Below are 23,295 nucleotides of genomic sequence, written 5' to 3'. Positions count from 1 at the left end.
CCACTAGACGACCTCCTCGTGCTCATGAGTGGGGTTGGGGAGCGCGCCGCGAATGATCAGCGTTTGGCGAATCAGCTGCGCCACCGCCTGCAAGAGCAGCAGGACCACCATGGCGAGAATCAGCGACTTCAAAAGATAGACCGCCGGAATGCCGGCGTTGGGCGAGCGCTCCATGATCGCCCAGCTGGTCAGCACGTAGTGGAAACTGCCGATGGCGATGAATAGCGACACGGGCACGAGCAAAAACAGCGTGCCCAACAGGTCGATCCAGGCCCGGGCGCGGCTGGAGAGCTTGCGGTAGAAAATATCCACCCGCACGTGGCCGTCGTGCTTGAGCGTCCAGGCCGCGCCAAGCATGAACACCGCGGCGTGCATGTACATCACCGACTCCTGCATGACGATGCTGTTGGCCCCGATCACATAGCGCAGCACCACGATGGCGAACTGCACCAGCATCATGATGATGATCAGCCAGGCGACCGCTCGCCCGACGCCTTCGGTCAGCCCATCGAGCCAGCGTAAAAGCCGCGGCTGAGGAGAATTTGCACGCATGGAGGTGTCCTGCCTTCTGAAAACGACTCGAAATGATCGCCGATTCTATCCCCTGCGTCATCCCCTGCGACCTCAAGCCCCCCTTTTTACGACCATTTACCGAGCAAGGGCCACCAAAGAGCGACTTTGAGCTCGATGGTCAGGTCAGGGGCACTTGGTGATGAGCGGCTTCGAGTGATCGTAGGCAGGCGGCAGGCAGCGGCAACTCCACCGCCACCGGCAGGTGATCAGAAAAGAGATGGTCGAGCACGCTGACATCGGCGGCTTCCAGCGTCTGAGACAGCAGAATGTGATCCAGCGCCCGACGCGGCTGCCAGGAGGGGTAGCTCAAAAGCGGCTTGACCGGATGCAGCGGCAGCGAAGCGCTAAAGCGCTCGTGGGCGTGAAGCTGCTCCGGGGTGCAGTTGAGATCGCCCATCACCACCACATGGCGAAGCGGGGCGATGATGTCGCTTAGATAGTTGAGCTGGCGCACCCGGCCGCGGTGGCTCAGCGCCAAGTGCGCCACAAAGATATGCAGCGCGTCCGGGCCGTTGCCAAAACGCACATGGATCGCCCCGCGCCCTGGAAGCGTGCCGGGCAGCCGGTGCTCTTCGATACGGCTGGGGGTGAGTTTCGACAAAAGCCCGTTGCTGTGCTGGGCGATACGCCCCAGATTGCGGTTGAGCTGCTGAAAATGGTGGGGAAACCCGGCCTGAGCAGCTAGGTATTCGACCTGATTGATACGGCTGGAGCGAAAGCTTCCGCCGTCGACTTCCTGAAGCCCCACTACGTCGAACTTGCCCAGCACCTCGCCCATGACGTCGAGACGCTTAACGCGGCGCGGGTGGGGCAAAAAGTGCTGCCAGCTGCGGGTCAGGTAGTGATGGTACGCCGAGGTTTGAATACCGACCTGCAAATTGAAGGTCAAGAGTCTCAGCGTACCGCTCTCCCAAAGCGGGCTTTGCGCTTCTTTCGAGGCGTCGCCGGCGGAGAAACCCGACACGATTACTCGGCGCGCTCGCTGCGGACCTGCTCGATCAGCGCCTCGGCGACGACCGGCATGTTGTCCGCGCCGCCGGCGGTGCTCGGGGTGACCACGAAGCGGCCGTCGACCACCAGCGCCGGCACGCCCATCAGGCGCATTTCGCGCATGCGGCTGTTGGCTTTATTGGTTTCGCTGCGTACCGGGAAAGAGTTGAGCGCCTTTTTAGCTTCGTCTTCGGTCACGCCGTAGTTGGCGAAAAACGCGGCGATGTCGTCTTCATCGGTCAGCGACTGGCCGTCCTGATGAATCGCATCGAAGAAGTCCTGGTGCAGCTCTTCCTCGATCCCCAGCGACTGGGCAGCGTAGAAAGCGGTGGCATGGGTATTCCAGTTGCCGCCCATGGTCGCGGGCATCTTGACGACTTCGACGTCGTCGTCGAGGGTGTCGTACCACTCATTAACCGTGTCCTGAAGGCCGTAGCAGTGCGGGCAGCCGAACCAGAACACCTCGGTGACTTCGATGTGGTCGTCATTGGCGACGGTTGCGACCGGGTTCTCCAGCAGCGTGTAGTCCTGGCCTTCCACCACCGTCTGGGCGCTGGCGGCGGTCGAGAGCGCAAGGCCGGCCACGGCCGCAACGAATACTTTAAACATTATCGACATTCTCCAAAGTTGAGCGAAGCCTATGACTATCAAACGTTCGACCGGTTCCCGGGCGCATTCAACGCACCAGGCCGCGTCGTAAAGGGATGCGCCGTAAAGGCATACTTGCCCGCTTTTTCGCCGCCGTCCAGTGGTACACTAGCGTTTTCAGCAAGCCTACCTGCCCCACCGAGTGTAACCAATCCCGTCAGCGGCTTAAATGGCCGCCGCCTGGCCGGGCCGTTTGCCCTCGACCCTTTGCACTCGACGAAGAGGGCGCCCGGGTAGCCTTGACGTATGACTCAAGCGTTCAGGATTTTTTTCCATGTCGACTCAAGACCGCCAAAGCCCGCGCCTCAACTACGCCACGGCCCAGTTCATGACAAGCGCCCCGAAGCTTTCGCTCTGCCCGGACGATACCGGCGCCGAGGTGGCCTTTGCCGGGCGCTCGAACGCAGGAAAATCCAGTGCGATCAACGCGCTGACCCAGCAAAAGGCGCTGGCGCGCACCTCGCGCACCCCCGGGCGCACCCAGTTGATCAATTTCTTCAGCCTGATGAACGACCCGGCCACGCGCATGGTGGACCTGCCCGGCTACGGCTACGCCAAGGTGCCGGAGTCGGTGAAGCTCGAGTGGCAGCGCCATCTTTCCGAGTATCTGACGGAGCGCTTTAGCCTAAAGGGCGTGGTGCTGCTGATGGACGTGCGCCACCCGCTGACCGAGTTCGACCTGACCATGCTCGACGTCGCCGACCAGCGCGGCATGCCAGTGCATATTCTGCTGACCAAGGCCGACAAGTTGAAAAAGGGCCCGGCCAGCGCCGCGCTGCAAAAGGTCCGCTCGCGGCTGGTCGAGTGGGAAGATCTGGTCACGGTGCAGCTCTTCTCGTCGCTCAAACGCGACGGTGTGACGACGCTCTGCCAAACCCTGGACCGCTGGCTGGACGCGCCGGAACCGGCGTAACGTTTCCCGCCCGGCTCAGTCGGGCGCATTCTCCAGCCGCGCGATCAGCGCCGGCAACTCTCGCACGTGGCTCAGCCGGTAGACGCGGCTGGGCAGCTCCCGGTCGGCCTCACCGGCGATCCACACCGCGTGCATGCCGAGCCTGCTTGCCGGCAGCACGTCCTCTTCCCAGGAATCCCCCACGTGCATGGCGCACTCCGGCGCCACGTTAAGGCGTTCGAGCACGTTCAAAAACGCGCTTGGGTCGGGCTTGGGGGTGAACAGCTCGCCGGCGGCCACGGCGATGGGAAAATAGGCCGCCAGCGGCTGGCGCCTCAAGTGAATATTGCCGTTGGTAATGGCGGCTAGATGAAAGCGCTGGCCCAGCGCTTCGAGCAGCTCAAAAGCCTCCGGGTGCGGCGTGACCTGCACGCGCAGCCGGTGAAACTCGTTCATCGCCGCCGCCGCCCACAAAATCGCGGCGCTGCGATCAAGCCCTGACTCTTCGAGCTGGGCCTCCAGCGCGCGTAGCCGCAGCCAAGTGAAATCGCCCCGGCGCGCAGGCGTTGCCTTGGCCAGCGCCTGACGCTTGGCGAGATAGTCCGCCAGTCCCGCCTCCTGCTCGATCGCAAGCGCGGTTTCGTCTCGCTTTGAGCGCCACTCGTTGAGTGCGCTCAAAAGCCACTGGTAGTGGCCCTGCTCGGTTTTCAACATCACGCCGTGGTTGTCCCAGAGCGTGTCGTCGAGATCGAAGGTGATGGCTTTTAGCTCGGCTGCGGGTTCGGTCATGAGTCGCTCCGGGGGCGGCGTTTGGCACGGGGGTGGGCGGCATCGTAACTCGTGGCCAGATGCTGCCAGTCAAGGCGGGTATAGACCTGGGTGGTCGAGAGATTGGCGTGGCCCAAAAGCTCCTGCACGGCGCGCAGATCCTGGCTCGACTCCAGAAGGTGGCTGGCAAAGGAGTGGCGCAGCCGGTGCGGATGCAGGTGCTCAGCCAACCCGCGCTCGACGCACAGGTGCGCCAGGCGCTTTTGGATGGCGCGGTGGCCAAGGCGCCCACCTCGACGCCCGACGAACAGCGCAAACTCTGCGCCTGCGGCCAGAAGACCGCGCACCGTCAGCCATTGCGTCAGCGCGGCGCGAGCGCGCCGGCCTACCGGTACCTGGCGGGGCTTTCCGCCCTTGCCCACTACCCGCACGTAGCCGCCCTGAAGGCTGGTTAGATCGAGCGCGGCGAGTTCCGCCAGACGCAGGCCGCTGGAGTAGAAAAGCTCCAGCATGGCCTGGTCGCGGCGAGCCAGCGGCGAGTCGTCATGGGGCGTATCCAGAAACCGGGCAAGGATATCCACGTCCAGCGGCCGCGGCAGGTGGCCTGGCTGCTTGGGCGTGCGCACAAGCCGAACTGGGTTGTCGGCAAGCGTACCCTGGCTTACCAGCGCGTCGGCAAAGCGCGAAAGCGCAGCGCGCCGCCGCGCCAGGCTTCGCGGCGAAAGCCCACGGCTACGCTCGGCGCCGAGAAAAGCGCGGGCAAGCGGCGCATCCAGCCGCTCGGCCAGCACCACGCCGCGGGTTTCGGCGAAGCGGGCGAAGGCAGCGAGATCCTGACGGTAGCCCGCCACGGTCGCCGGGCTTGCACGCTCGGCGAGCCGATCAAGATAGGCGTCGATCGCCTCCCACATCGCGCTGGCCACGGCGTCGTTAACCACCGCTTCCCAAACGCTGCAAGAGCCTGGCGACGATATCGCCCAAATACTCGGTGAACAGCGTATCCATGCTCGCCCGGTAGCACTCAGCATCCGGGCTTGCGAGCAGCAGATAGCCCATCGGCTCGCCGGCGGAGAGCCGGGTGATCGCACACGACCCCGCCTTGCGCGGCGCTTTGGTATGCGGCAACAAGTGCTTCCAGTCGCTTGCGCTGAGTTTGGCGCAGCGGCTGGTGCGCCCGTCCAGCAGCGCCGTCAGCCGCGACGTAGCGTGCTGATCGAGCACGTGGCGCGGCGGCTGGGGCGGCGCCGGCTCCTCGTCGCTCACACTCGACGGGCACCAGAGCGCCATCGCCGGCGTGTCGAAGCGCTCGTTAAGCTGGGTCGCCAGCGCCTGAGCGAGGGCGTCGCGATCCTCGGCATCGATCAGCACCAACAGCGTTTCGCGCAGGCGCCGGTACTGCGCCTCGTTGTGCCGCGCGGTTTCCAACAGATGCTCGAGCCGGCCCTCGGCGCTCTCTGCGCGGTGGCGAAGATCCATCACCAGCCGCTCCAGCAGCGACGTGGCGCCATCGATGTTCGGATGGGGCACCTTGAGCTGCTGTAAAAGCCCTTCCCGGCCGACAAAAAAGTCCGGGTGGCGGGCCAGCCAAAACGCGACCTGGTCCGGGTCGAGCGTCTTGCGCGGCTCGGGAGCTTGCGACATCGCCGTTCTCCTTGGATTAGTTGAGCGTCACACGGCCGTCAAACACCCGCGTGGCCGGGCCAATCATGACCAGCGCGGCGTCTTCGCTCGGCCACTCGATGGTGAGCTGACCGCCGGGCAGGTGTACCGTGACCGGGCTTTGCAAAAGCCCCTGACGAATGCCGCTGGCCACCGCCGCGCAGGCGCCGGTGCCGCAGGCGAGCGTCTCGCCGCTGCCGCGCTCGAATACGCGCAGGCGAATCTCGTTTGGCGACACCACCTGCATGAAGCCGACGTTGACCCGCCGGGGAAAGCGCGGATGCGCCTCCAGAAGCGGGCCCAGCCGCTCGACCGGGGCACGCTCGACGCTGTCCACGGTGAGTACCGCGTGGGGGTTGCCCATCGACACTGCGCCGATCTCGAGGGGCTGCCCGTCGACTTCGATGGCGTGCAGCACCGCATCCGCCGGCGCATCAAACGGAAGCTGTTCCGGGGCGAAGCGCGGCCGACCCATATCGACCCGTACCTGGCCGTCACTTTGCACGTGCAGCGTGAGCGGGCCGCCGGCGGTCTCGACGCAAATTTCGTGTTTATGGGTCAGGCGCTGCTCGCGCACGAAGCGCGCAAAGCAGCGCGCGCCATTGCCGCAGTTTTCGACTTCGCTGCCGTCGGCGTTGAAGATCCGGTAGCGAAAGTCCATGTCCGGGTCGCGGGGCGGCTCGACCACCAGAAGCTGGTCAAAGCCGATGCCAAAGCGCCGGTCGGCCAACTGAGCGATCATCTCGTCGGTGAGCCGGGCACGCTGGGTGACCAGATCGATCACCATGAAATCGTTGCCCAGCCCGTGCATTTTGGTGAAGTGAAGCAGCATCAAGTCGCCTCGTTTGGCAAGAGCGTCTCGCCGGCCCACAGGTTTTCCAGCGTTTCCCGGGCGCGCACCACGTGCACGCGGTCGCCGTCGACCATCACCTCGGCCGGGCGCGGGCGGCTGTTGTAGTTCGAGGCCATCACGTAGCCGTAGGCGCCCGCCGAGCGCACCGCCATCAGATCGCCTGCGGCGATGGCAAGTTCGCGATCCTTGCCGAGAAAATCGCCGGTTTCGCACACCGGGCCGACCACGTCGAACGTGGCAGTGTCACGGCTTTCACGGGTATCGACACGCACGATCGCCTGCCAGGCCTGGTAGAGCGCCGGGCGGATCAGGTCGTTCATGGCCGCGTCGACGATGGCGAAGTTCTTCGTCTCGCCGGGTTTCAAAAACTCGACCCGGGTGAGCATGACGCCGGCATTGGCGGCGATGGAGCGGCCGGGCTCGAACAGAAGCGTGAGTGTCTCGCCGCCTTCCCAGCGCGACAGCCGCGCCAGCAGTTGGCTTGCGTAGTCAAAAGGCTGCGGCGGGGTCTCATCGCGATACGGCACGCCAAGCCCGCCGCCGAGATCCAGGTGCTCGATTTCGATGCCGCGCTCGCGAAGCCGCTCCATGAGCAGCAGCAGCCGCTCGAGGGCATCGAGAAACGGCGCCGTCTCGGTCAGCTGCGAGCCGATGTGGCAATCGAGCCCCTTGATGGCGAGATGCGGTAAATCGCGGGCGAGCGTGTAGACTTCGAGCGCATCGTCGATGGCGATGCCGAACTTGTTGTCCTTGAGCCCGGTGGAGATATAGGGGTGCGTGCCCGCATCCACGTCCGGATTGACGCGAAGCGACACCGGCGCGATGACGCCGAGCTCACCGGCCACGGCGTTCAGGCGCTCAAGCTCCGGCGCTGACTCGACGTTGAAGCACTTGATGCCGACCTCGAGCGCTCGCGCCATCTCGTCGCCGCGCTTGGCCACGCCGGAAAAGACGACCTTCTTCGGGTCGCCGCCGGCTTTGAGTACGCGCTCGAGCTCGCCCACGGAGACGATATCGAAGCCCGCGCCAAGGCGTGCCAGAAGCCCCAGCACCGCCAGGTTCGAGTTGGCCTTCACCGCGTAGCAGATCAGGTGCGGGTGGCCGCCAAGCGCCTCGGTATAGGCGCGAAAGTGGCGCTCGAACGTGGCCTTCGAGTAGACGTAGCAGGGCGTACCGATGTCGTCGGCAATGCGCGTGAGCGGCACCTCTTCGGCGAACAGCACGCCGTCCTGGTAGTTGAAGTGATCCATCAGGACTCCTCGGCGGCGATTGGTGCGTTGTCATCCGGCAGGTAGAGCGGGCCCTTCTGGCCGCAGCCGGCGAGCAGGAGTGTAACGAGCGCGATCAGGGCGAGCGCCTTCATTGCGCCTCCCGGTGCGCCTTGAGCGCCTCGAGCGCGCGGCTGGCCGCGGCACGGACCTGATCCGGCGCGGTGCCGCCGATATGGTTGCGCGCAGCCACTGACCCTTCGAGTGTCAGCACGTCAAAAACGTCCGCCTCGATGGTGTCGGAAAACTGCTGGAGCTCTTCAAGGGTCATCTCGGAGAGATCCTTTTTCTCCTTCAGGCCAAAGGCCACCGACTGGCCGACGATCTCGTGAGCGTCGCGGAAGGCCACGCCCTTGCGCACCAGATAATCCGCCAGATCCGTCGCCGTGGAGAAACCGCGCCGCGCCGCCTCGAACATGCTCTCTTTTTTCGGCTCGATGGCGGGCACCATGTCGGCGAAGGCCTTGAGGCAATCCAGCACCGTATCGACGGTGTCGAACAAGGGCTCCTTGTCCTCCTGGTTGTCCTTGTTGTAGGCCAGCGGCTGCGATTTCATCAGCGTGAGCAGGCTCATCAGATGACCGTACACGCGGCCGGTCTTGCCGCGCACGAGCTCCGGCACGTCCGGGTTCTTCTTCTGCGGCATGATCGACGAGCCGGTGCAGAAACGATCCGGCAAGTCGATGAAGTCGAACTGGGCGCTGGTCCAGAGCACCAACTCCTCGCTCATGCGCGACAGGTGCATCAACAAAATGCTGGCGAAGCTTGCAAATTCGATGGCGAAATCGCGATCCGAGACCGCGTCCAGCGAGTTCTCCGCCGGGCGGGAAAAGCCCAGCAGCTCCGCGGTAACGTGGCGGTCGATCGGATAGGTGGTGCCGGCCAGCGCCGCTGCGCCCAAGGGCATGACGTTGACGCGCTTACGGGTATCAAAAAGGCGCTCGTGGTCACGGGCGAGCATCTCCTGCCAAGCCAACAGGTGGTGGCCAAAGGTGACCGGCTGGGCGGTCTGCAGGTGGGTGAAGCCCGGCATGATGGTGTCCGCTTCGCGCTCGGCGAGGCCAATCATGCCTTCACGCAGCCGCGTTAGCTCCGCGTCGATCGAGTCGATGGCATCGCGCATGAAAAGCCGAATATCGGTGGCGACCTGGTCGTTGCGCGAGCGTCCGGTGTGCAGCTTCTTGCCGGTGATGCCGATCTTTTGCGTCAGCCGCGCTTCGATGTTCATGTGCACGTCTTCAAGCGGTACCGACCACTCGAATTCGCCGCGTGTGATCTCGCCCTGAATTTCGGTCAGGCCGTCGATGATGGCGTCGCGCTCCTCATCGCTCAGCACGCCGACGCGTGCCAGCATCGTGGCGTGGGCGATCGAGCCCTGGATGTCCTGAGCGGCCAGGCGCTGATCGAAGCTCACGGAGGCGGTAAAGCGGGCAACAAAGGCGTCGGTGGGCTCGCTAAAGCGTCCGCCCCAGGACTGATTCGTAGCTTGGCTCATCAAGAATTCCTACTGACAAAACGAAGGTGGCAACAAGGGTGACAACATAAGGGAATCGTTGACCCAGAGTGTACCAGAGTCGACCCGGTTCGCGGCACGCGGTTTTGCGCGCCCGCTCAGGGCGAATCGACGCCCGCCTCTTGAAGCGCCTTTGACCAGTTAAACCCCGCCAGATAGTCGCCAAGCTCGGCAAGCGGCATGGGCATAGCGAAGTAGTAGCCCTGCATGAAGGTGGAGTGACGCTGGTGCAGATAGCGAAACTGCTCGGCGGTTTCGACGCCTTCGACCAGCACCTCGAGCCCCAGCTTCAAGGACATGGTGATCACCCCTTCCACGATCGCCGCATCGTGCTCGTCGTGGGTGACGTCGCGAATGAACGAGCGGTCGATCTTGAGCCGGTTGATCGGCAGGCGCTTTAGGTAGCTCAAGCTGGAAAAGCCGGTGCCGAAATCGTCCAGTGCGATATTCACTCCTAAAGCGCTCAGCTTCTTGAGCGCCTCGATGGCGCTCTCCAGACTCTCCATCAGCACGCCTTCAGTGATCTCGATCTCCAAAAGCGCCGGGGCCAGCCCACTGTGCTTAAGCACGCGCTCGATCGAGGCGACAAAGCCCGGGCGCTGAAACTGGGTGGGCGAAATATTGACCGCCATGACGATCGGGCGCTGGGCGCCGTCGTTGATGCGCACCGCATCGCGACACGCCTGGCTCAGCACCCACTCGCTGATGGGGATGATCTGGCCGGTCTCTTCCGACATGCCGATGAAATCCGCCGGCGAGACCGGGCCGCACTCTGGGTGGTGCCAGCGAATGAGCGCCTCGACTCCAACCACCTCGCCGCTCGCACCGTCGATCTGCGGCTGATAATGAAGCTCGAACTGTTCCTGTTCGATGGCCGTTTGCAGCGCGTGGCGCAGGCTCACCCGCTCGCTCACCCGATGGTTGAGCTCTTCGGTGTACCATTGGTAGGTATTGCGTCCGCGACGCTTGGCCTTGTACATGGCCAGATCCGCCTGCTGCACCAGCGCTTGGGTCTTGGCCATACTGCCGTTGTCAGTGCCTATACCGATACTGGCGGTGATGTGAAGCGCCTTGTCTTGATACCAGTAGGGCTCGGCAATCCGCTTGAGCAAACGCTCCACCACCTGGATCACATCCTGCTCCATCGCCAAATCCGGCAGCAGCACGATGAACTCGTCACCGCCAATACGCGCCACGGTATCCCAGGGTCGTAGCTCCTCCTCGAGGCGCCGGGCAACGCTGATCAGGATAAAATCGCCAACGTCGTGACCCAGCGAATCGTTGATTGGCTTGAAGTCGTCCAGGTCGATGAACAGCACCGCCACGTGGCGACGATAGCGCTTGGCCAAAACTCCCCCCTGGGACAAGCGTTGGTTCAAGAGCTGGCGATTGGGCAAGCCGGTCAGGGCATCGTGGTTGGCGTTATGCCTGAGCTGCGCTTGGTACTCGCGCTGGGCGGTAACGTCGTTTTGCACGCCAATGAAATGAGTGACTCGCCCTTGCTCGTCGCGCACCGGCGAGACGTACAAATCGTTCCAAAAGGACGTTCCATCCTGACGATAGTTGCGCAGCATCACGTGCACATCGCGCTGTTCGCGTATGCCTCGGCGCAGTTGCTTGACGGTCGAGTCGTCGGTTTCGTCGCCCTGTAGAATGCGGCAATTGAGCCCCAGCGCGTCATTGCGGGCGTAGCCGGTGATGGTCTCGAAGGCCTTGTTGACGTACACCATGGGCAAATCGTCAGCTAGCGCATCGACGATGACGACACCATTGGTACTCGACTCTACGCTGCGCTCCAATAGCATCAGCTTCTGCTCGGAGGTCTTGCGCTCGGTGATATCGCGGGCGATCACGTAGATCACTTCGCCGTCGGCGAAGGCGCTCACCTCCAGCCAAGTGAGCGCGTTGGTCTGACTTTTGGCGCGCACGTCAAAGGGGTCGATCTGCTCGCCCCGGTGTATGCGCGCAAGCGCGCTCTCTATAACGGGATGGTCGTCGGGCTCGACGATCACCCCGCACGGGCGGCCAATCACCTCTTCGGCGCGGCGGCCCAGCAGATGCTCGAAGGCCGGGTTAACATTGAGCAGTGTCCCTCGGAAATCGATGCAACAAAGCATATCCTGCGAGAGCAGAAAAAATTGATCCAGCTCACCTTGTTGATCGGCAGAGGACATGGGCATTACCTGCACGTAACAATAGAATTTAGCGTCGGCCAATCAAGAGTGATCGATTTTACGGCGCAAGCGTTTTTACTGCGTAAGCGCGTGCTTTATGATGAGATTTATCATAGTTCGACACGCCGTGTCTGCGGCAAAGGGAGAATAACGTGTCATCCATCACCAAATTACGCATTGCCACGCGCAAAAGCCAGCTGGCGTTGTGGCAAGCAGAGCACGTCCGCGAGCGCCTAATGGCAGCGCACAGCGGCCTGGAAGTCGAGCTGGTCGCCCTGTCCACCAAAGGCGACAAGATCATCGATACCCCGCTTTCCAAAATCGGCGGCAAGGGATTGTTCGTCAAGGAACTCGAGGAGGCAATGCTCGACGGCCGCGCCGATATCGCCGTGCACTCGATGAAAGACGTGCCAATGCACTTTCCCGAAGGCCTCGGGCTTTCCGTCATTCTGGAAGGCGCCGAGCCTACCGACGCCTTCGTCTCCAACCGTTTTCAAAGCGTCGATGAGTTGCCGGAAGGCGCGCGTATCGGCACCGCGAGCCTGCGCCGGGGCCTGCAACTGCGCGAGGCGCGCCCGGATCTCGAGATTCTGAACCTGCGCGGCAACGTTCAAACGCGCCTGGCAAAGCTCGACGACGACGAGTTCGACGCCATTATACTCGCGACCTCCGGGCTCAAGCGGCTGGGGCTTGCCGCGCGCATCGCCCAGGAGCTGCCGCCGGAGATCTGCCTGCCCGCTTGCGGTCAGGGCGCGCTTGGCATCGAGTGCCGGCTGCACGACCCGGAGCTGATCGCGCTGCTCGCCCCGCTCGATGACAACGACACCGCCACCCGCGTGCGCGCCGAACGCGCCATGAACACCCGCCTGGAGGGCGGCTGCCAGGTTCCGATCGCCGGCCACGCAGTACTCGACAAGGCCAACGAAACCATCTGGCTGCGCGGGTTGGTGGGTAACCCGGAAGGGACCGAGGTGCTGCGCGCAGAGGGCCGCGGCTCGATCCACGAACCCGAAGCGCTGGGCATTCGCGTGGCCGAAGACCTGCTCGATCAGGGCGCCGGCGATATTCTCGCCGAGGTGTACGGCGACAACGTATGAACACGCGCTGTCCATGAAGGCGACCACGACCCCACCAATGGCCGCGCCGGTGTTGATCGGCCGCCCCGGCGAGCGTGGCGAGGCCCTGGCCTCGGCGCTGGCCGCCGACGGCGCCTGGGTCGAGCCGCTCGAGGTCATGGCGCTGGAGACGCTCGAGGAGGACGCCGCGCTTAGAAGCATCTGGCTCGATCTCGACCGCTTTCATAAAATCGTGGTCACGAGCCCCTTCGCCGCTTTGCAACTGATCGAGGCGGTCGACCGCTACTGGCCGCAGCTGCCGGTGGGGATCGAGTTCTACGCGCCGGGCGCGGGCACTGCAGGCGCGCTCGAAGGCGCGCTCGACGTCCGCGTAGAGCGCCCCCCGATAAGCGCCGGCGAGGACACCAGCGAAGCGCTATTGACGCTTGATTCGCTTTCAGGCCTTGCGCATCAGCGCGTGCTGTTAGTGGCCGGTGAAGGTGGGCGAACGCTTTTAGCCGAGACACTCACCGCGCGCGGCGCCGCCGTGACCCGCGTGGCGACCTATCGACGCGTTTATCGCGCGCCCGGTCCAGAGTTGCAGCGGCGTCTGGCCGAGGGCAGTTTTCATGCATTGATCGTGACCAGCGGCGAACTGCTTGAATATCTGTCAAACTGGTGCCATCAAGCAGCGTTGAAACAACCCCTAATCGTTTCCAGCCGCCGTTTGGCCGCCTTGGCCGGCACGCTGGGTTTTTGCGACCTCAAGGTGGCGTCAGGCGCATCGACGGCCGCGCTGGCAGCGGCGTTGAACGCGCTCAGCTCCCCCGGAGATGCCGATGTCGATTAAAGAACTTAACAAGGGCTAACGACAGATGAGCAAACAACCATTTGATCAACAGGGCGACAACAAGACGTCTGATGATGCCGCCTCCCGCCAGGTAGCAAGCGACACGCCCCCGAGCGATGCGACATCGAGCGTTTCGCCTTCGACCCCAGCGGCGGATAAAAACGCCGAGGCGTACGCGGCGAAGAACAGCCGCTCGCGCCGACGCAACAAGGGCGGCAATAATAGCCAGCCGGCCAAAACCGGCGCTGATACGAATGCCCGTACTGACGCCGGTGCTAACGCCAGCGCTGATAGCGCAAGTACCAGCCCGAACAAAGCGTCCGCCGCCAGCGCATCAAACAAGCCCGCTACCTCCAGTAGTAAGCCCAGCGCCACGACGCCGCCGCCCAAAACGCCCGCTCCAAACACGCCCCCGCCCTCTTCCGGCGGTGGCAAGGGCGGTGCAGTGGCGATCGTGCTGGTCGTGATCGTCGCCCTGATACTCGGCGTGATCGCTTGGCAGCTTTGGCAGCGCACGGACGCCCAGCAGGCGCGCATCGATGAGCTCGCCCAGCAGACCCAGTCGAGCGCTACTCAGCAAAATCTCGACGACCTTCAGTCGCGCATCGAAAGCGGCGAGACCGAGCGTAACGAGACGCTCGACAGCACCGTAAGCGAGCTGCGAGGCGAGCTCGAAAGCGTTCAGTCGCGCATCGACGAGACCGTGTCTGACGTGCTCGATCAGCTCTCCCAAGCCCAGGACACTGACGAGCGCGACTGGCTCCACGCCGAAGCCGCCTATCTTCTGCGCTTGGCCAACCAGCGCCTGCAGCTCGAAGGCGACGTCGAAGGCGCTTCTGCCCTTTTGCGCACCGCCGACGCCCGCCTGGTCGATGCCGATAACCCGGCGCTGACGCCGATTCGCCGCGAAATCGCCAATGAGCTTGCTGCCCTTGACGCCGTTCCCCGGGTCGACCGCACCGGCATCTACCTGGCGCTGAACGCTCAGCAGGAGCAGATTGCGGGGCTTCGCCTGTCACAAGAGATCGAAGAGCGGGCAATCAGCGAAGGCATGGAGCAGCCGCCGAGCGGCTCCTTCGAGCGCCAGCTGGCGAAATTCGGCGCCGAGCTGCGTGATCTGGTCGTGGTGCGCCATCACGATGAGGCGCTGGAGGCGTTGATAACCCCGGAGCAGGAGTCCTACCTGCGCCAGAGCCTGCGCCTGATTCTCGAACAGGCCCAGCTCGCTCTGCTTAGAGAAGAGCAGCCGCTATTCGAGGCGAGCCTCGACAAGGCGCTGGATCTGCTCAACCGCTACTACGACACCGAGCGCGACGAGACGCAGAGCGTGATCGCGCGCCTGGAAGAGATCAAACAAAACCAGGTCGAGCCGGAGCTTCCGGATATCAGCGGTTCGCAGCAGGCCATGGCCGACTTCATCGACAATCGCTTCCAGGCGCGTCGCCAGGGCGGAGGTGACGAATGAGAAAACTGCTGCTGCTAATCGTCGCCGGCCTCGCCGTCGGCGCTCTGTTCGGCCACCTGATGATGTCGGTGCCGGGCTACTGGCTGATTCGCGTCGGCGATACCTCGGTTCAAACCTCGTTCTGGTTCGGCCTGGTGCTGCTGCTTGGCGCCTTCATCGTGGTGCACTTCGTGCTGCGCCTTCTTTCTGGCATCATTCGCCCGGTGGGCCGCTATCGCACCTGGAACGCCCGGGCGCGCAATCGCCGCGCCATGAAGCGCACGGTGCGCGGGCTGGTCGCGCTGACCGAAGGCCGCTTTAAGCGCGCCGAGCGCACGCTGGCAGGCGCGGCGGACGACTCCAGCACGCCGATGGTCAACTATCTGTCGGCGGCGCTGGCGGCTCACTACCAGGGCCACCACGAGCGCTCCCAGGAGCACCTGAACCAGGCTCAGCTCTCCACCGACGGCGCCGATACTGCGGTAGGCCTGATGCAGGCGCAGCTGATGATCGATCGCCAGCAGCCGGAAGAGGCGCTGGCGATTCTCAACCGTCTCGACCAGAAGCTGCCCAACCACCCGCAGGTCCTGAAGCTGTTGAAGCAGGTCTATCTCAGCGTCAGCGACTGGGAGGGGCTTCGCCATCTGGTCCCGCGGCTGGTGGCCAAAAAGCTGATCACCCAGCAGGAGCGCGAGCAGCTCGAGTTCAAGGCTTACCGTGAGCTGATTCTGTTCGAAGCCGCCAACCCAGCCAACATCGAGCGGGTGCGCGGGCTATGGGCGGACATGCCGGACTATCTGCGCGGCAATACCGAGCTGATCGTGCTCTACGTCGAGGCGCTGCTGCAGGCGAATGAAGAGGCGATCGCCGAGCGGCTTTTGAGCCAGTCGCTGGATACCCACTGGGACGCGCGGCTGGTCAAGCGTTTCGGGCTTCTGGGCGTCGACGCGGCGCGCCAGCTCGCCCGCGCGGAAAAATGGCTGCAGGAGCGCCCCAACGACCCGGAACTGCTGCTGGCCTGCGGGCGCCTGTCGCTGCGTACCGGCCAATGGGAGAAGGCGCTGGAGTACTTCGAGGCCAGCCAGCGCCAGCGCCCGAGCGGCGAAGTGTGCGCCGAGCTTGCGCGTCTTTACGCAAGCCTTGGCGAGCACAACAAGAGCCAGCTCTACTACCGCCAAAGCGTGGAAATGATGGCGCAGTCACTGCCCTCCCTGCCCCAGCCAAGCGATGCAAGCGACAGCGACGGCCCGCAAAAGGGTGGAAAAAAACGCCGTTGACCTATTGCCTTGCGATTGTCACCCAATGACAGGGCGCCTTCGGGCGCCCTTCTCTTTTCTACGACTTTGGTCTAAATCGACGGCGTTCGATGTTTTTAGTATCAAATAACCTCTATAACTCTACTTGAGCAAACAAATGTACAGTACTTGTCGCACTTAAATTTAAACAAATCGAATGGTCTAGCGAATTTTAAGCGCTTTTTTTACTAATTTTTCGATACTAAGATGCCTGCATGGTTTGAGGCGCTCTCGCCCAACAAGCCCTAAAAAAACATTCAAATCGATTAATTAGGTACGCCACCATGAAAAAACTGACCGCCACCGCCGCTATCGCCCTTGCCCTCGTTTCCGGTTCTGCCTTCGCCGAGCGCGGCTCCGCCACGCTTAATAGCGTCGATCAGCCGAACAGCTCGAGCGTTTCTCAGATCGAGTCTCGCAATGCATCCATCGAGCAGGTAATCGCCAAGAACAGCGGTATGGGCTTGCCGATCACCAGCGCCGACTCTCACACCGCCAACACCAGCCACGCGATCTCGCTTGACCAGCTGCACGCCCGCAACGGCGCGACCGGAGAGCAGACCATCAACGCCGACCTGGACGCCACCAGCGCGACCAGCGTCAAGCAGAGCCACGACGCCACGCTGTCCAAGGACCTGCTGCAGGCGCGTAACGGTGCTACCGGCGAGCAGACCATCGACGCCGACGCTCAGCGCACCTTGTAAGCACTGCTTTCAGGTACGAAAAAACCCCACCAATCGGTGGGGTTTTGCGTTGATCAGGGTGCCCCACGGGGCACCCTTTTTCATGGCTTACTTTTCATGGCTTGGGAAAACCGATCAGTCGTCGATGACCGGCGCGCTGGTCACGCGATCGTCCGGCAGCTCGTCGCGCACGTCTGCTACGGCGCTGGCACTGACCTCTCCCGCGTCGTTGCCCCAGGCACCGCGCACGAAGGTGGCAAGCTTTGCGACCTCTTCGTCGGACAAGCGCCAGGCGAAGTCCGGCATGGCCAGCGCTTCCGGGCGCTGCTCCGTGGAGGGTAGCCGGGCTCCGGCCAGGATCACCCGGATCATGCCGGTCGGGTCGTCGGCGTTGACCATCGAGCTTCCCGACAGGCTCGGAAACACCTGGGCGGCGCCGCGGCCGTTGGAGAAGTGGCAGGCGTTGCAGTTGTCCAGGTAGAGCCGCGCGCCGAGATCGTTTTCCACGTCCGCCCGCGTAAGCATGGCGTCGGTTTCGTCGACCTGAGCGTCGGTGATCAGGGGCCGGTCGCCTTGGCTTCCCAGCGAGTTCAGATAGGCGGCGATCGCCTGCAAATCACTCTCGTTGAGGTGCGAAGTGCTGTGCGCCACCACCGACGTCATCTCGCCGGCCACGGCGCTTTCGTCGTTACGGCCGGTGGCCAGATAATCGACGATGGCCTGATCGTCCCAGCGCTCGATGGCCCTGCCGCCGTCGCCGCTGCCGCGCAGGCTCGGCGCGTACCAGCCCTCCAGCACCTCGCCGGAAAGGAACGCGTCGTCGCTGTCGTCCAGCGCCTTCTCCTGGAAGAAGAGCCCGCGCTCGGTGTGGCAGCTGCCGCAGTGGCCAAGCCCCTGAACCAGATAGGCGCCGCGGTTCTCCTCGTCGCTACGCTCGGGGTCCGGCGAGAACGTCTCATCGTTGGTGAACAGCCAGTCCCAAAGCCCGATGCCCCAGCGCTGGTTGAACGGAAAGCTCAGATCCGTGCGCTCCGGGGTATTCTCGACCGGTGCCACGCCTTCCATGAAGTAGGCGTAGAGCGCGTCGATATCCTCATCGGTGATCAGCGAATAGGAAGGGTACGGCATGGCCGGATAAAGGTGCTTGCCATCGGCGCGCTCGCCCTCGCGGAGCGCGGCGGCGAACTCGTCGCGGCTGTAGTCACCGATACCGGTTTCTGAGTCTGGCGTGATGTTGGTCGAGTAAATAGCCCCAAAAGGGCTCTCCACGGCCAAACCGCCGGCGAAGGGCTCACCGTCGGGGGCGGTGTGACACGCCACGCAATCGCCGGCGCGGGCCAGATACTCGCCGCGGCTGATCACTTCGTCATCGAACGCAAGGCTTGCGGTGGTGACGCTCAAAAGGCCAACGCCGACCAGCCCTTGGCGCCATTTTACGGTGTGCTTCATGGTCGCTCTCCTAGGCTTGAACCAGCGGGCCGGGGTTTGGCAGGTACTGCTCGCGAATCGCCTTCGCCGACCAGTAGGCCAGTGCGCCGACCAGCCCCGTCGGGTTGTACTGCAGGTTCTGCGGAAAGGCACTGGCGCCCATCACGAAGACGTTGTGTACGTCCCAGCTCTGCAGGTAGCGGTTGAGCGCGCTGGAGGAAGGGTCGGTACCCATGATCGCTCCGCCCACGTTGTGCGTGGTCTGGTAGGGGCGCACGTCGTAGCGCGTATCGAAGTCCTTGAAAGAGAGCCGGTAGTCGTCCGGGCCCAGCGCCTTTGAAAGCGTATCGATCTTCTGTTTCATGAACTGGGTCATGCGCACATCGTTGGCCTTCCAGTCGAAGGTCATGCGCATCAACGGCCGGCCGTGGTCGTCGGTGTAGTTGGGGTCGAGATCCAGATAGCAGTCGCGATAGCTCATGTTGCTGCCGTGAGAGCCAATCGACATGACGTGGCCGTAGGTCTCCTGCACCGCCTGCTTCCACCCTTCGCCCCAGCTTGGCGCGCCGGCGCGCAGCGGCATGTTGCGAATCGGCTGGCCGTTGGTCATCGCGGCGTTGATGTAGGAGCCGCCGATAAAGCCTTCCTGAGCGAAGTCGATCTGCTCAACGCCGAAGTCGTTGATTACTTCGCCATTGCCACCGGCGCCGATGAAGGGGTTGAACTCCTTGTCGCGGAAATAGAGCGAAGAGCCGCCGTTCATCTGATAGGCGTAGTTCTTGCCGACCACGCCGTCCCCGGTTTCCGGGTTGTAGGGCGTGCCGATGCCGGACACCAGCATCAGGTGCACGTTGTGCAGCGAGTAGGCGCCCAGGATCACCAGATCCGCCGGCTGAAAGACCTCGTTGCCTTCCGGGTCAATATAGGTCACACCAATAGCGCGCTCGCCATCGCTATCGAGCTCCACGCGCAGCACTTCGCTCTGCGTGCGGTAGGAGAAATTCTCGCGGCGCTTGAGCGCGCCCAGAATGCAGGTCTGCGGCGACGACTTGGAGTAGTTCAAGCAGCCGTAGCGCTCGCAGAAGCCGCAGAAGTTACACGGGCCGAGCTGCATGCCGTAAGGGTTGGTGTAGGCAACAGAGGCATTGGCTGCGGGCAGCGGGAAGGGGTGGTAGCCTTCGCTTCGGGCGACATCGGCGAACAGCGTATCGTTATAGGTTCGCGCCAGCGGCGGCATGGGGTACTCATCAGAGCGCCAGCCCTCGAACGGATTGCCGCCTTCCTGAATCTCGCCGTTGAGGTTCCCCGCCTTGCCGGAGATACCCGCCACTTTCTCGAAGTAGTCGAAAAAGGGCTCGAGCTCATCGTAGCTGACGCCGAAGTCCTGAATCGTCATTTCGTCGGGAATGATGTCGGCGCCGAAGTTCTCCTCAACGTAGCTTTTAAGGCGCAGCTCCTGGGGCTGGGGCCGCCAGGTGTGGCCGTTCCAGTGGGTGCCGGCACCGCCGACGCCGTCGCCGGGCAGAAACGAGCCCAAGTGGCGATAAGGCACCGCCATGTCGCCCACGTTGTGGCGCACGGTGAGCGTGCTTTTCGCCGGGCGCTGCATCAGTTTATAGCGCACCCCGTAGGTGAGCTCATCGGCCATCTTCGGGTAGGCGAAATCTGGCACCGTGTCGCGGTCTTCGCCGCGCTCGAGCGCCAGCACGTTCAAGCCTGCGTCGGTCAATTCCATGCCCATGATCGCGCTGGTCCAGCCAAAGCCGACCAGCACGACGTCAACGGGTGATTCTGTACGTGCCATGCTTATCCCCTCTCCCCGTTAAGGCTGACCGGCCCCAGCGGGTACTCGACGTTGTGCTGATCCACCCATTCGCGATACGACGCGCGCGCCCCAGGAAAACCGATGAACTTCCAGGACGCCATGTGCTTGTTGCCGCCATGAATGGGGTCGGCAAAGTAGCCCTCTTTAGTGTTTTGCAGCAGCATGTCGAAAAAGTAGCTGCCCCGCATCGACGCCATCTCGATCTCGCCGTCTTGAAGCTGGGTCAGGACCTGGTCGCGGGCGGCGTCATCGAGCGCGGCGAAGGCGACGTCGTGGCGGTTTTGGCAGAAGTCGTTCACCGCCGCGATCCCTTCGCGATACATCTCGCGCGGGGTCAGCGGGATCTGATGGCCAAAGAGCGCCGGCACGTCATCGGGGAACGGCCCCTTCATGTACCAGTCGGCGGCATGGCCGAAGCCCCCTTCCATCTGGCGGTCGATGAAGATCGGTACGTTGGTCTCGAGCGCGCCGGGGCCGGGGCCGGTACCTGGAATCAAGCGATCGCAAGCGGCGATGATGAAATCCCATTCGGCGGACTCGAAAAAGGCGGGCTGGTAATCGGTTAGCTGCTGCGGGGGCTCATCGGCGGAAGCGGTCAGCGATACGCCGCTGCCGATGGTGACGGCGGGGATTCCCGTCAGCGCTCCCTTCATGAACCGACGTCGCGATGCGTCTTTTAGGCTCACGGTCTCTCCTTGCTCATTGCGTCATTGGTCAGCGGTATTTTGGTTTTTTTAATAACGACATTTTAATATATATTTTACTAATTAGCTTATTAACCAAGTCTCCACTGCCTTCGTCCGCTCGTTAAAGCCGGTTCTCTAAACGTAAAACGCCCGGCTGACGCCGGGCGGGCAACGGATTAAAACTTTAGTCTAAAACCCTCCTCAACAAAGGGCGTCAGCGCCACGGTTTCACCGCGCGGTGACGTTTTTTCGCTACGGCGATGCCGGAGTGAAGGTCATATCGAAGGCCTGCACCTCTTGCGCAAAAGGCGTTAATACCAGGGGAAGACGATCCGCGTCACCTTCGATTTTCAGCTGGAAGTCATGGGCGTAAGGGAACGACACGCCCTCAATCAAGGAGCGCGGGGTGGGGGGAAGCGAGGCGTCATAGCGAAGGTTGGTATTGTAGACGCGGATATCGCCATGAAGGGTGCTGTTATCGGGAATGAAGGCGTTGCGGCGGTTGCCGAGCTCTAAATGCCACTCGCCACTCGTCTGTGGAATCGGAATCGCTCGGGCCACGGCGTCCCCGCGCTGGACGCTAGTGGGCTCGTCACCGAGCTCAATGAACAGGTGCTCTTCCACCGTGACCGGTCGATAGGCAAGCGTGGCGGTCACGCCCTGAACGGTACTCCAGTCAACGCTCTCCCAGCCCAGCGGCCGCAGGGTGATCTCGATCGCTTGGCCCCGCTGAGTGCTATTGACCTGATGATTGCTGGTCACACGTAGCGGTAGCGCCAGCGCTTCACCATCGGCACCCTGAAGCGTCAGCGCATTCAGACTGAGTCCGCCGGCAAACTGGCGCTCTTCGAGATGAATCGGCACGCGCAACGTCAGCGCGTTCTGGTCAACGTCGATACGAAAACGCCCTTCGCGCTCTGGAAACACCTTTTGAACGTCGTCGGGCTGTCGAGGATTTCGCGCCGTCAGTGCCTCCTTGCGCTGCGGCAAGTCCAAATCGTAGTGCTCCTGACCCGGCTCCTCTTCGCTGGGGTCGGCGAAGGTTTCGAAGTGGTACAGCATACTCGGTGCGTGCTCACCCAGCGCCGCCTCGTCGTCAAGTGCCTGCATGGCCAAGGTCAAGGGGATGGTCACGGCCTGCCCCTGGTACTGGCCGGTCTGCTCGGCGAACAGCGCCAGCGACTCGATCCATCCGGTATCACGCTCGACTTTCACGCGCCCCTCGAGCTTGCTTAGGCTAACCGCCACATCGCCCCCGGGGAGCGGCCAGTCACCGGGCTCGGCCTTATCCGCCGGAGAGAGGTCCGCCGTGATCCATTGGTCGGTGACCTCGGTCACGGTCAGCGTCACATCGCTCAGCGGGTGGAGGCCGCCGACCGTGACCGTTGCGCCCACCGTCGGCGGCAACTCAGCCATGATGCCGGGGACGCCGAAGGCTCGGGTGAACTGCTCGGGATTCAGGTCATCCTGGCCGGTGGACAGCGCCTGCCAGGCGTTCGAGTCGTGGGCGGTCATCGTCGTGTGACCACGCGAGTCCGCCTGGAGCTCGAACCCCGCGGCCATCGCCCTGGCGATGGCCGTCTCGAAGGTCTCGGGGCTGGCGCTATCGAAAAGCACATCGTAATAGGGGGCGGAGATCATGAGATAGCGCGGTTCGATATCGAAAGCCATCACCGCATCCACGTCCGTATCGACGCGGTAGCGCATTACGCTTTCGATATAGCGGTCCTCGCGTTGCAGGACCGGCGAATCCGCGCCCAGACGCAGGCCGACGAAGTATTGGCGCTGATCGCCAAGGGCGGGGTCGAAGCCCTCGGCGTGGGCGGTCGCGTTTGAAAACAGCATCGCCGCGGGTAGGGCCGCGGCGATGCTGAGCGCCACAGTAAGCGATGGACGTAAGAAGGGCACGCGCGTCTCCTTTGGACGATAGTTCGTCGAGGATAGTAGCGCGTTTAATTCATTTTCTAAATTAGCCGATCAGGATGTGGTTTTCGGCGCGCTCGAGGACGTCTCGGGAGCGCTGGCGCTGGACAGCGTCGAGGTGCAGTGGCCGCAGCGGCTCGCCTTGATCGGCACGGTCATGAAGCAGTAGGGGCAGGACTTCTCTACCGGGCTTTTGGGCTCGTCCATCTCTTCGCGCTTGAGCCGGTTGATGGTGCGCACCAGCATGAAGACCACGAAGGCGACGATAGCGAAGCTGATCACCGCGTTCAAAAACAGCCCGATGTTGAGCGTCACCGCCCCCGCCTGTTGAGCGGCGTCCAGCGTCAGATACGGCCCGGCTACCGCGCCTTCGCGCAGTACGATAAAGATATTCGAAAAATCGATGCCGCCGACCAGCAAACCGATGATCGGATTCATGATATCCGCCACCAGCCGCTGAACGATGAGCGTAAACGCGCCACCGATGATAATCCCCACCGCCATATCGATCACGTTGCCTTTAACGGCGAACTCGCGAAACTCCTTGAAAAATCCCGACATTTCAGCATTCCTTTTTTAATGGCTTATGAGCATATAACTTTTCGAGCCTAAAACCTTCGGGCTCAATAACTTACGAAAGCGACATGGGGTGTTCAAAATGCGTTGCATTTTTTCTCCAAGTGCGAGAAAACCGCATTATTCCGCCTTCAAAGCGACATATAGAGTTCCGTTTACGACAGCGCGCGCATCGTATACAAGATTGCTTTG

The 23,295-nt window shown here is 62.9% G+C and carries 22 protein-coding genes; 6 read left to right on the top strand and 16 right to left on the bottom strand.

All coding sequences use genetic code 11. From position 1 onward, the window contains the following. Positions 1-3 precede the first annotated feature (3 nt). The 3 genes from MQW23_RS10955 to MQW23_RS10945 all read right to left on the bottom strand — a co-directional run bounded on the left by MQW23_RS10955 (position 4) and on the right by MQW23_RS10945 (position 2,172). Entirely contained in the window at positions 4-552 is a 549-nt protein-coding gene (locus tag MQW23_RS10955; protein WP_252108131.1) for a TRAP transporter small permease subunit, read from the bottom strand. Positions 553-691: 139 nt separating this feature from the next. After that, complete coding sequence (locus MQW23_RS10950; RefSeq protein ID WP_442908598.1) at positions 692-1,537, bottom strand: endonuclease/exonuclease/phosphatase family protein; 846 nt, start codon at positions 1,535-1,537, stop codon at positions 692-694. Positions 1,538-1,539: 2 nt separating this feature from the next. Continuing rightward, complete coding sequence (locus tag MQW23_RS10945; RefSeq protein WP_252108130.1) at positions 1,540-2,172, bottom strand: thiol:disulfide interchange protein DsbA/DsbL; 633 nt, start codon at positions 2,170-2,172, stop codon at positions 1,540-1,542. Positions 2,173-2,485: 313 nt separating this feature from the next. On the opposite strand from MQW23_RS10945, the gene yihA reads away from it, so the two are divergent. Beyond that, positions 2,486-3,124, top strand: coding sequence for a ribosome biogenesis GTP-binding protein YihA/YsxC (gene yihA / locus MQW23_RS10940; protein WP_252108129.1), 639 nt, complete (start codon positions 2,486-2,488; stop codon positions 3,122-3,124). A 15-nt stretch (positions 3,125-3,139) separates the two neighbouring features. Here the strand turns inward: yihA and MQW23_RS10935 are convergent, their stop codons facing one another. The 8 genes from MQW23_RS10935 to MQW23_RS10900 all read right to left on the bottom strand — a co-directional run bounded on the left by MQW23_RS10935 (position 3,140) and on the right by MQW23_RS10900 (position 11,338). Further along, on the bottom strand, positions 3,140-3,892 hold the full coding sequence (locus MQW23_RS10935) for an HAD family hydrolase (protein ID WP_252108128.1): 753 nt from the start codon (positions 3,890-3,892) through the stop codon (positions 3,140-3,142). Further along, entirely contained in the window at positions 3,889-4,782 is an 894-nt protein-coding gene (locus tag MQW23_RS10930) for a tyrosine recombinase XerC (RefSeq protein ID WP_252108482.1), read from the bottom strand. Before MQW23_RS10930 ends, MQW23_RS10935 begins: the two co-directional genes overlap by 4 nt. A 19-nt stretch (positions 4,783-4,801) precedes the next feature. Further along, on the bottom strand, positions 4,802-5,512 hold the full coding sequence (locus tag MQW23_RS10925) for a DUF484 family protein (RefSeq protein ID WP_252108127.1): 711 nt from the start codon (positions 5,510-5,512) through the stop codon (positions 4,802-4,804). Between the two features lie 16 nt (positions 5,513-5,528). Next, positions 5,529-6,362: a diaminopimelate epimerase gene (gene dapF / locus MQW23_RS10920; RefSeq protein ID WP_252108126.1), complete on the bottom strand. Its 834-nt coding sequence runs from the start codon at positions 6,360-6,362 to the stop codon at positions 5,529-5,531. Beyond that, the gene (gene lysA / locus MQW23_RS10915) at positions 6,362-7,633 is read right to left on the bottom strand and encodes a diaminopimelate decarboxylase (RefSeq protein ID WP_252108125.1); all 1,272 of its coding nucleotides are present in this window, start codon (positions 7,631-7,633) and stop codon (positions 6,362-6,364) included. Before lysA ends, dapF begins: the two co-directional genes overlap by 1 nt. Beyond that, complete coding sequence (gene lptM / locus MQW23_RS10910; RefSeq protein WP_252108124.1) at positions 7,633-7,746, bottom strand: LPS translocon maturation chaperone LptM; 114 nt, start codon at positions 7,744-7,746, stop codon at positions 7,633-7,635. The genes lysA and lptM overlap by 1 nt, the downstream gene beginning before the upstream one ends. Next, positions 7,743-9,146: an argininosuccinate lyase gene (gene argH / locus MQW23_RS10905; RefSeq protein WP_252108123.1), complete on the bottom strand. Its 1,404-nt coding sequence runs from the start codon at positions 9,144-9,146 to the stop codon at positions 7,743-7,745. The genes lptM and argH overlap by 4 nt, the downstream gene beginning before the upstream one ends. Before the next feature lie 116 nt (positions 9,147-9,262). Then, positions 9,263-11,338, bottom strand: coding sequence for a putative bifunctional diguanylate cyclase/phosphodiesterase (locus MQW23_RS10900; RefSeq protein ID WP_252108122.1), 2,076 nt, complete (start codon positions 11,336-11,338; stop codon positions 9,263-9,265). A 152-nt stretch (positions 11,339-11,490) separates the two neighbouring features. Here MQW23_RS10900 and hemC point away from each other — a divergent pair, with 152 nt between their 5' ends. The 5 genes from hemC (at position 11,491) to MQW23_RS10875 (ending at position 16,686) form a co-directional block, all read left to right on the top strand. Continuing rightward, positions 11,491-12,435: a hydroxymethylbilane synthase gene (gene hemC / locus MQW23_RS10895; protein WP_252108121.1), complete on the top strand. Its 945-nt coding sequence runs from the start codon at positions 11,491-11,493 to the stop codon at positions 12,433-12,435. Between the two features lie 37 nt (positions 12,436-12,472). Continuing rightward, complete coding sequence (locus MQW23_RS10890) at positions 12,473-13,243, top strand: uroporphyrinogen-III synthase (RefSeq protein ID WP_252108480.1); 771 nt, start codon at positions 12,473-12,475, stop codon at positions 13,241-13,243. Between the two features lie 25 nt (positions 13,244-13,268). Then, the gene (locus tag MQW23_RS10885; protein ID WP_252108120.1) at positions 13,269-14,708 is read left to right on the top strand and encodes a uroporphyrinogen-III C-methyltransferase; all 1,440 of its coding nucleotides are present in this window, start codon (positions 13,269-13,271) and stop codon (positions 14,706-14,708) included. Then, positions 14,705-15,964, top strand: a complete 1,260-nt coding sequence (locus tag MQW23_RS10880) for a heme biosynthesis HemY N-terminal domain-containing protein (RefSeq protein ID WP_252108119.1) — start codon at positions 14,705-14,707, stop codon at positions 15,962-15,964. Before MQW23_RS10885 ends, MQW23_RS10880 begins: the two co-directional genes overlap by 4 nt. A gap of 302 nt (positions 15,965-16,266) precedes the next feature. Continuing rightward, entirely contained in the window at positions 16,267-16,686 is a 420-nt protein-coding gene (locus tag MQW23_RS10875; RefSeq protein WP_252108118.1) for a hypothetical protein, read from the top strand. Between the two features lie 114 nt (positions 16,687-16,800). Here MQW23_RS10875 and MQW23_RS10870 read toward each other — a convergent pair whose 3' ends face one another. The 5 genes from MQW23_RS10870 to mscL form a co-directional block, all read right to left on the bottom strand. Then, complete coding sequence (locus tag MQW23_RS10870) at positions 16,801-18,114, bottom strand: cytochrome c (protein ID WP_252108117.1); 1,314 nt, start codon at positions 18,112-18,114, stop codon at positions 16,801-16,803. A gap of 10 nt (positions 18,115-18,124) precedes the next feature. Then, complete coding sequence (locus tag MQW23_RS10865; protein WP_252108116.1) at positions 18,125-19,897, bottom strand: GMC family oxidoreductase; 1,773 nt, start codon at positions 19,895-19,897, stop codon at positions 18,125-18,127. A gap of 2 nt (positions 19,898-19,899) precedes the next feature. After that, on the bottom strand, positions 19,900-20,604 hold the full coding sequence (locus tag MQW23_RS10860; protein WP_252108115.1) for a gluconate 2-dehydrogenase subunit 3 family protein: 705 nt from the start codon (positions 20,602-20,604) through the stop codon (positions 19,900-19,902). 252 nt (positions 20,605-20,856) lie between these two features. Continuing rightward, positions 20,857-22,512, bottom strand: a complete 1,656-nt coding sequence (locus tag MQW23_RS10855) for a hypothetical protein (RefSeq protein ID WP_252108114.1) — start codon at positions 22,510-22,512, stop codon at positions 20,857-20,859. A gap of 69 nt (positions 22,513-22,581) precedes the next feature. Further along, positions 22,582-23,088 (bottom strand): large conductance mechanosensitive channel protein MscL, encoded by a 507-nt coding sequence (gene mscL / locus MQW23_RS10850; RefSeq protein ID WP_252108113.1) that lies wholly within the window; start codon positions 23,086-23,088, stop codon positions 22,582-22,584. Positions 23,089-23,295: the final 207 nt, after the last annotated feature.

It is taken from the genome of Halomonas sp. S3-1-1 (assembly GCF_023757625.1).
Taxonomy (GTDB): domain Bacteria; phylum Pseudomonadota; class Gammaproteobacteria; order Pseudomonadales; family Halomonadaceae; genus Vreelandella.
The sequence above is the reverse complement of the archived record's forward strand: the minus strand, read 5'-3'. Positions and strand labels throughout refer to the sequence as shown.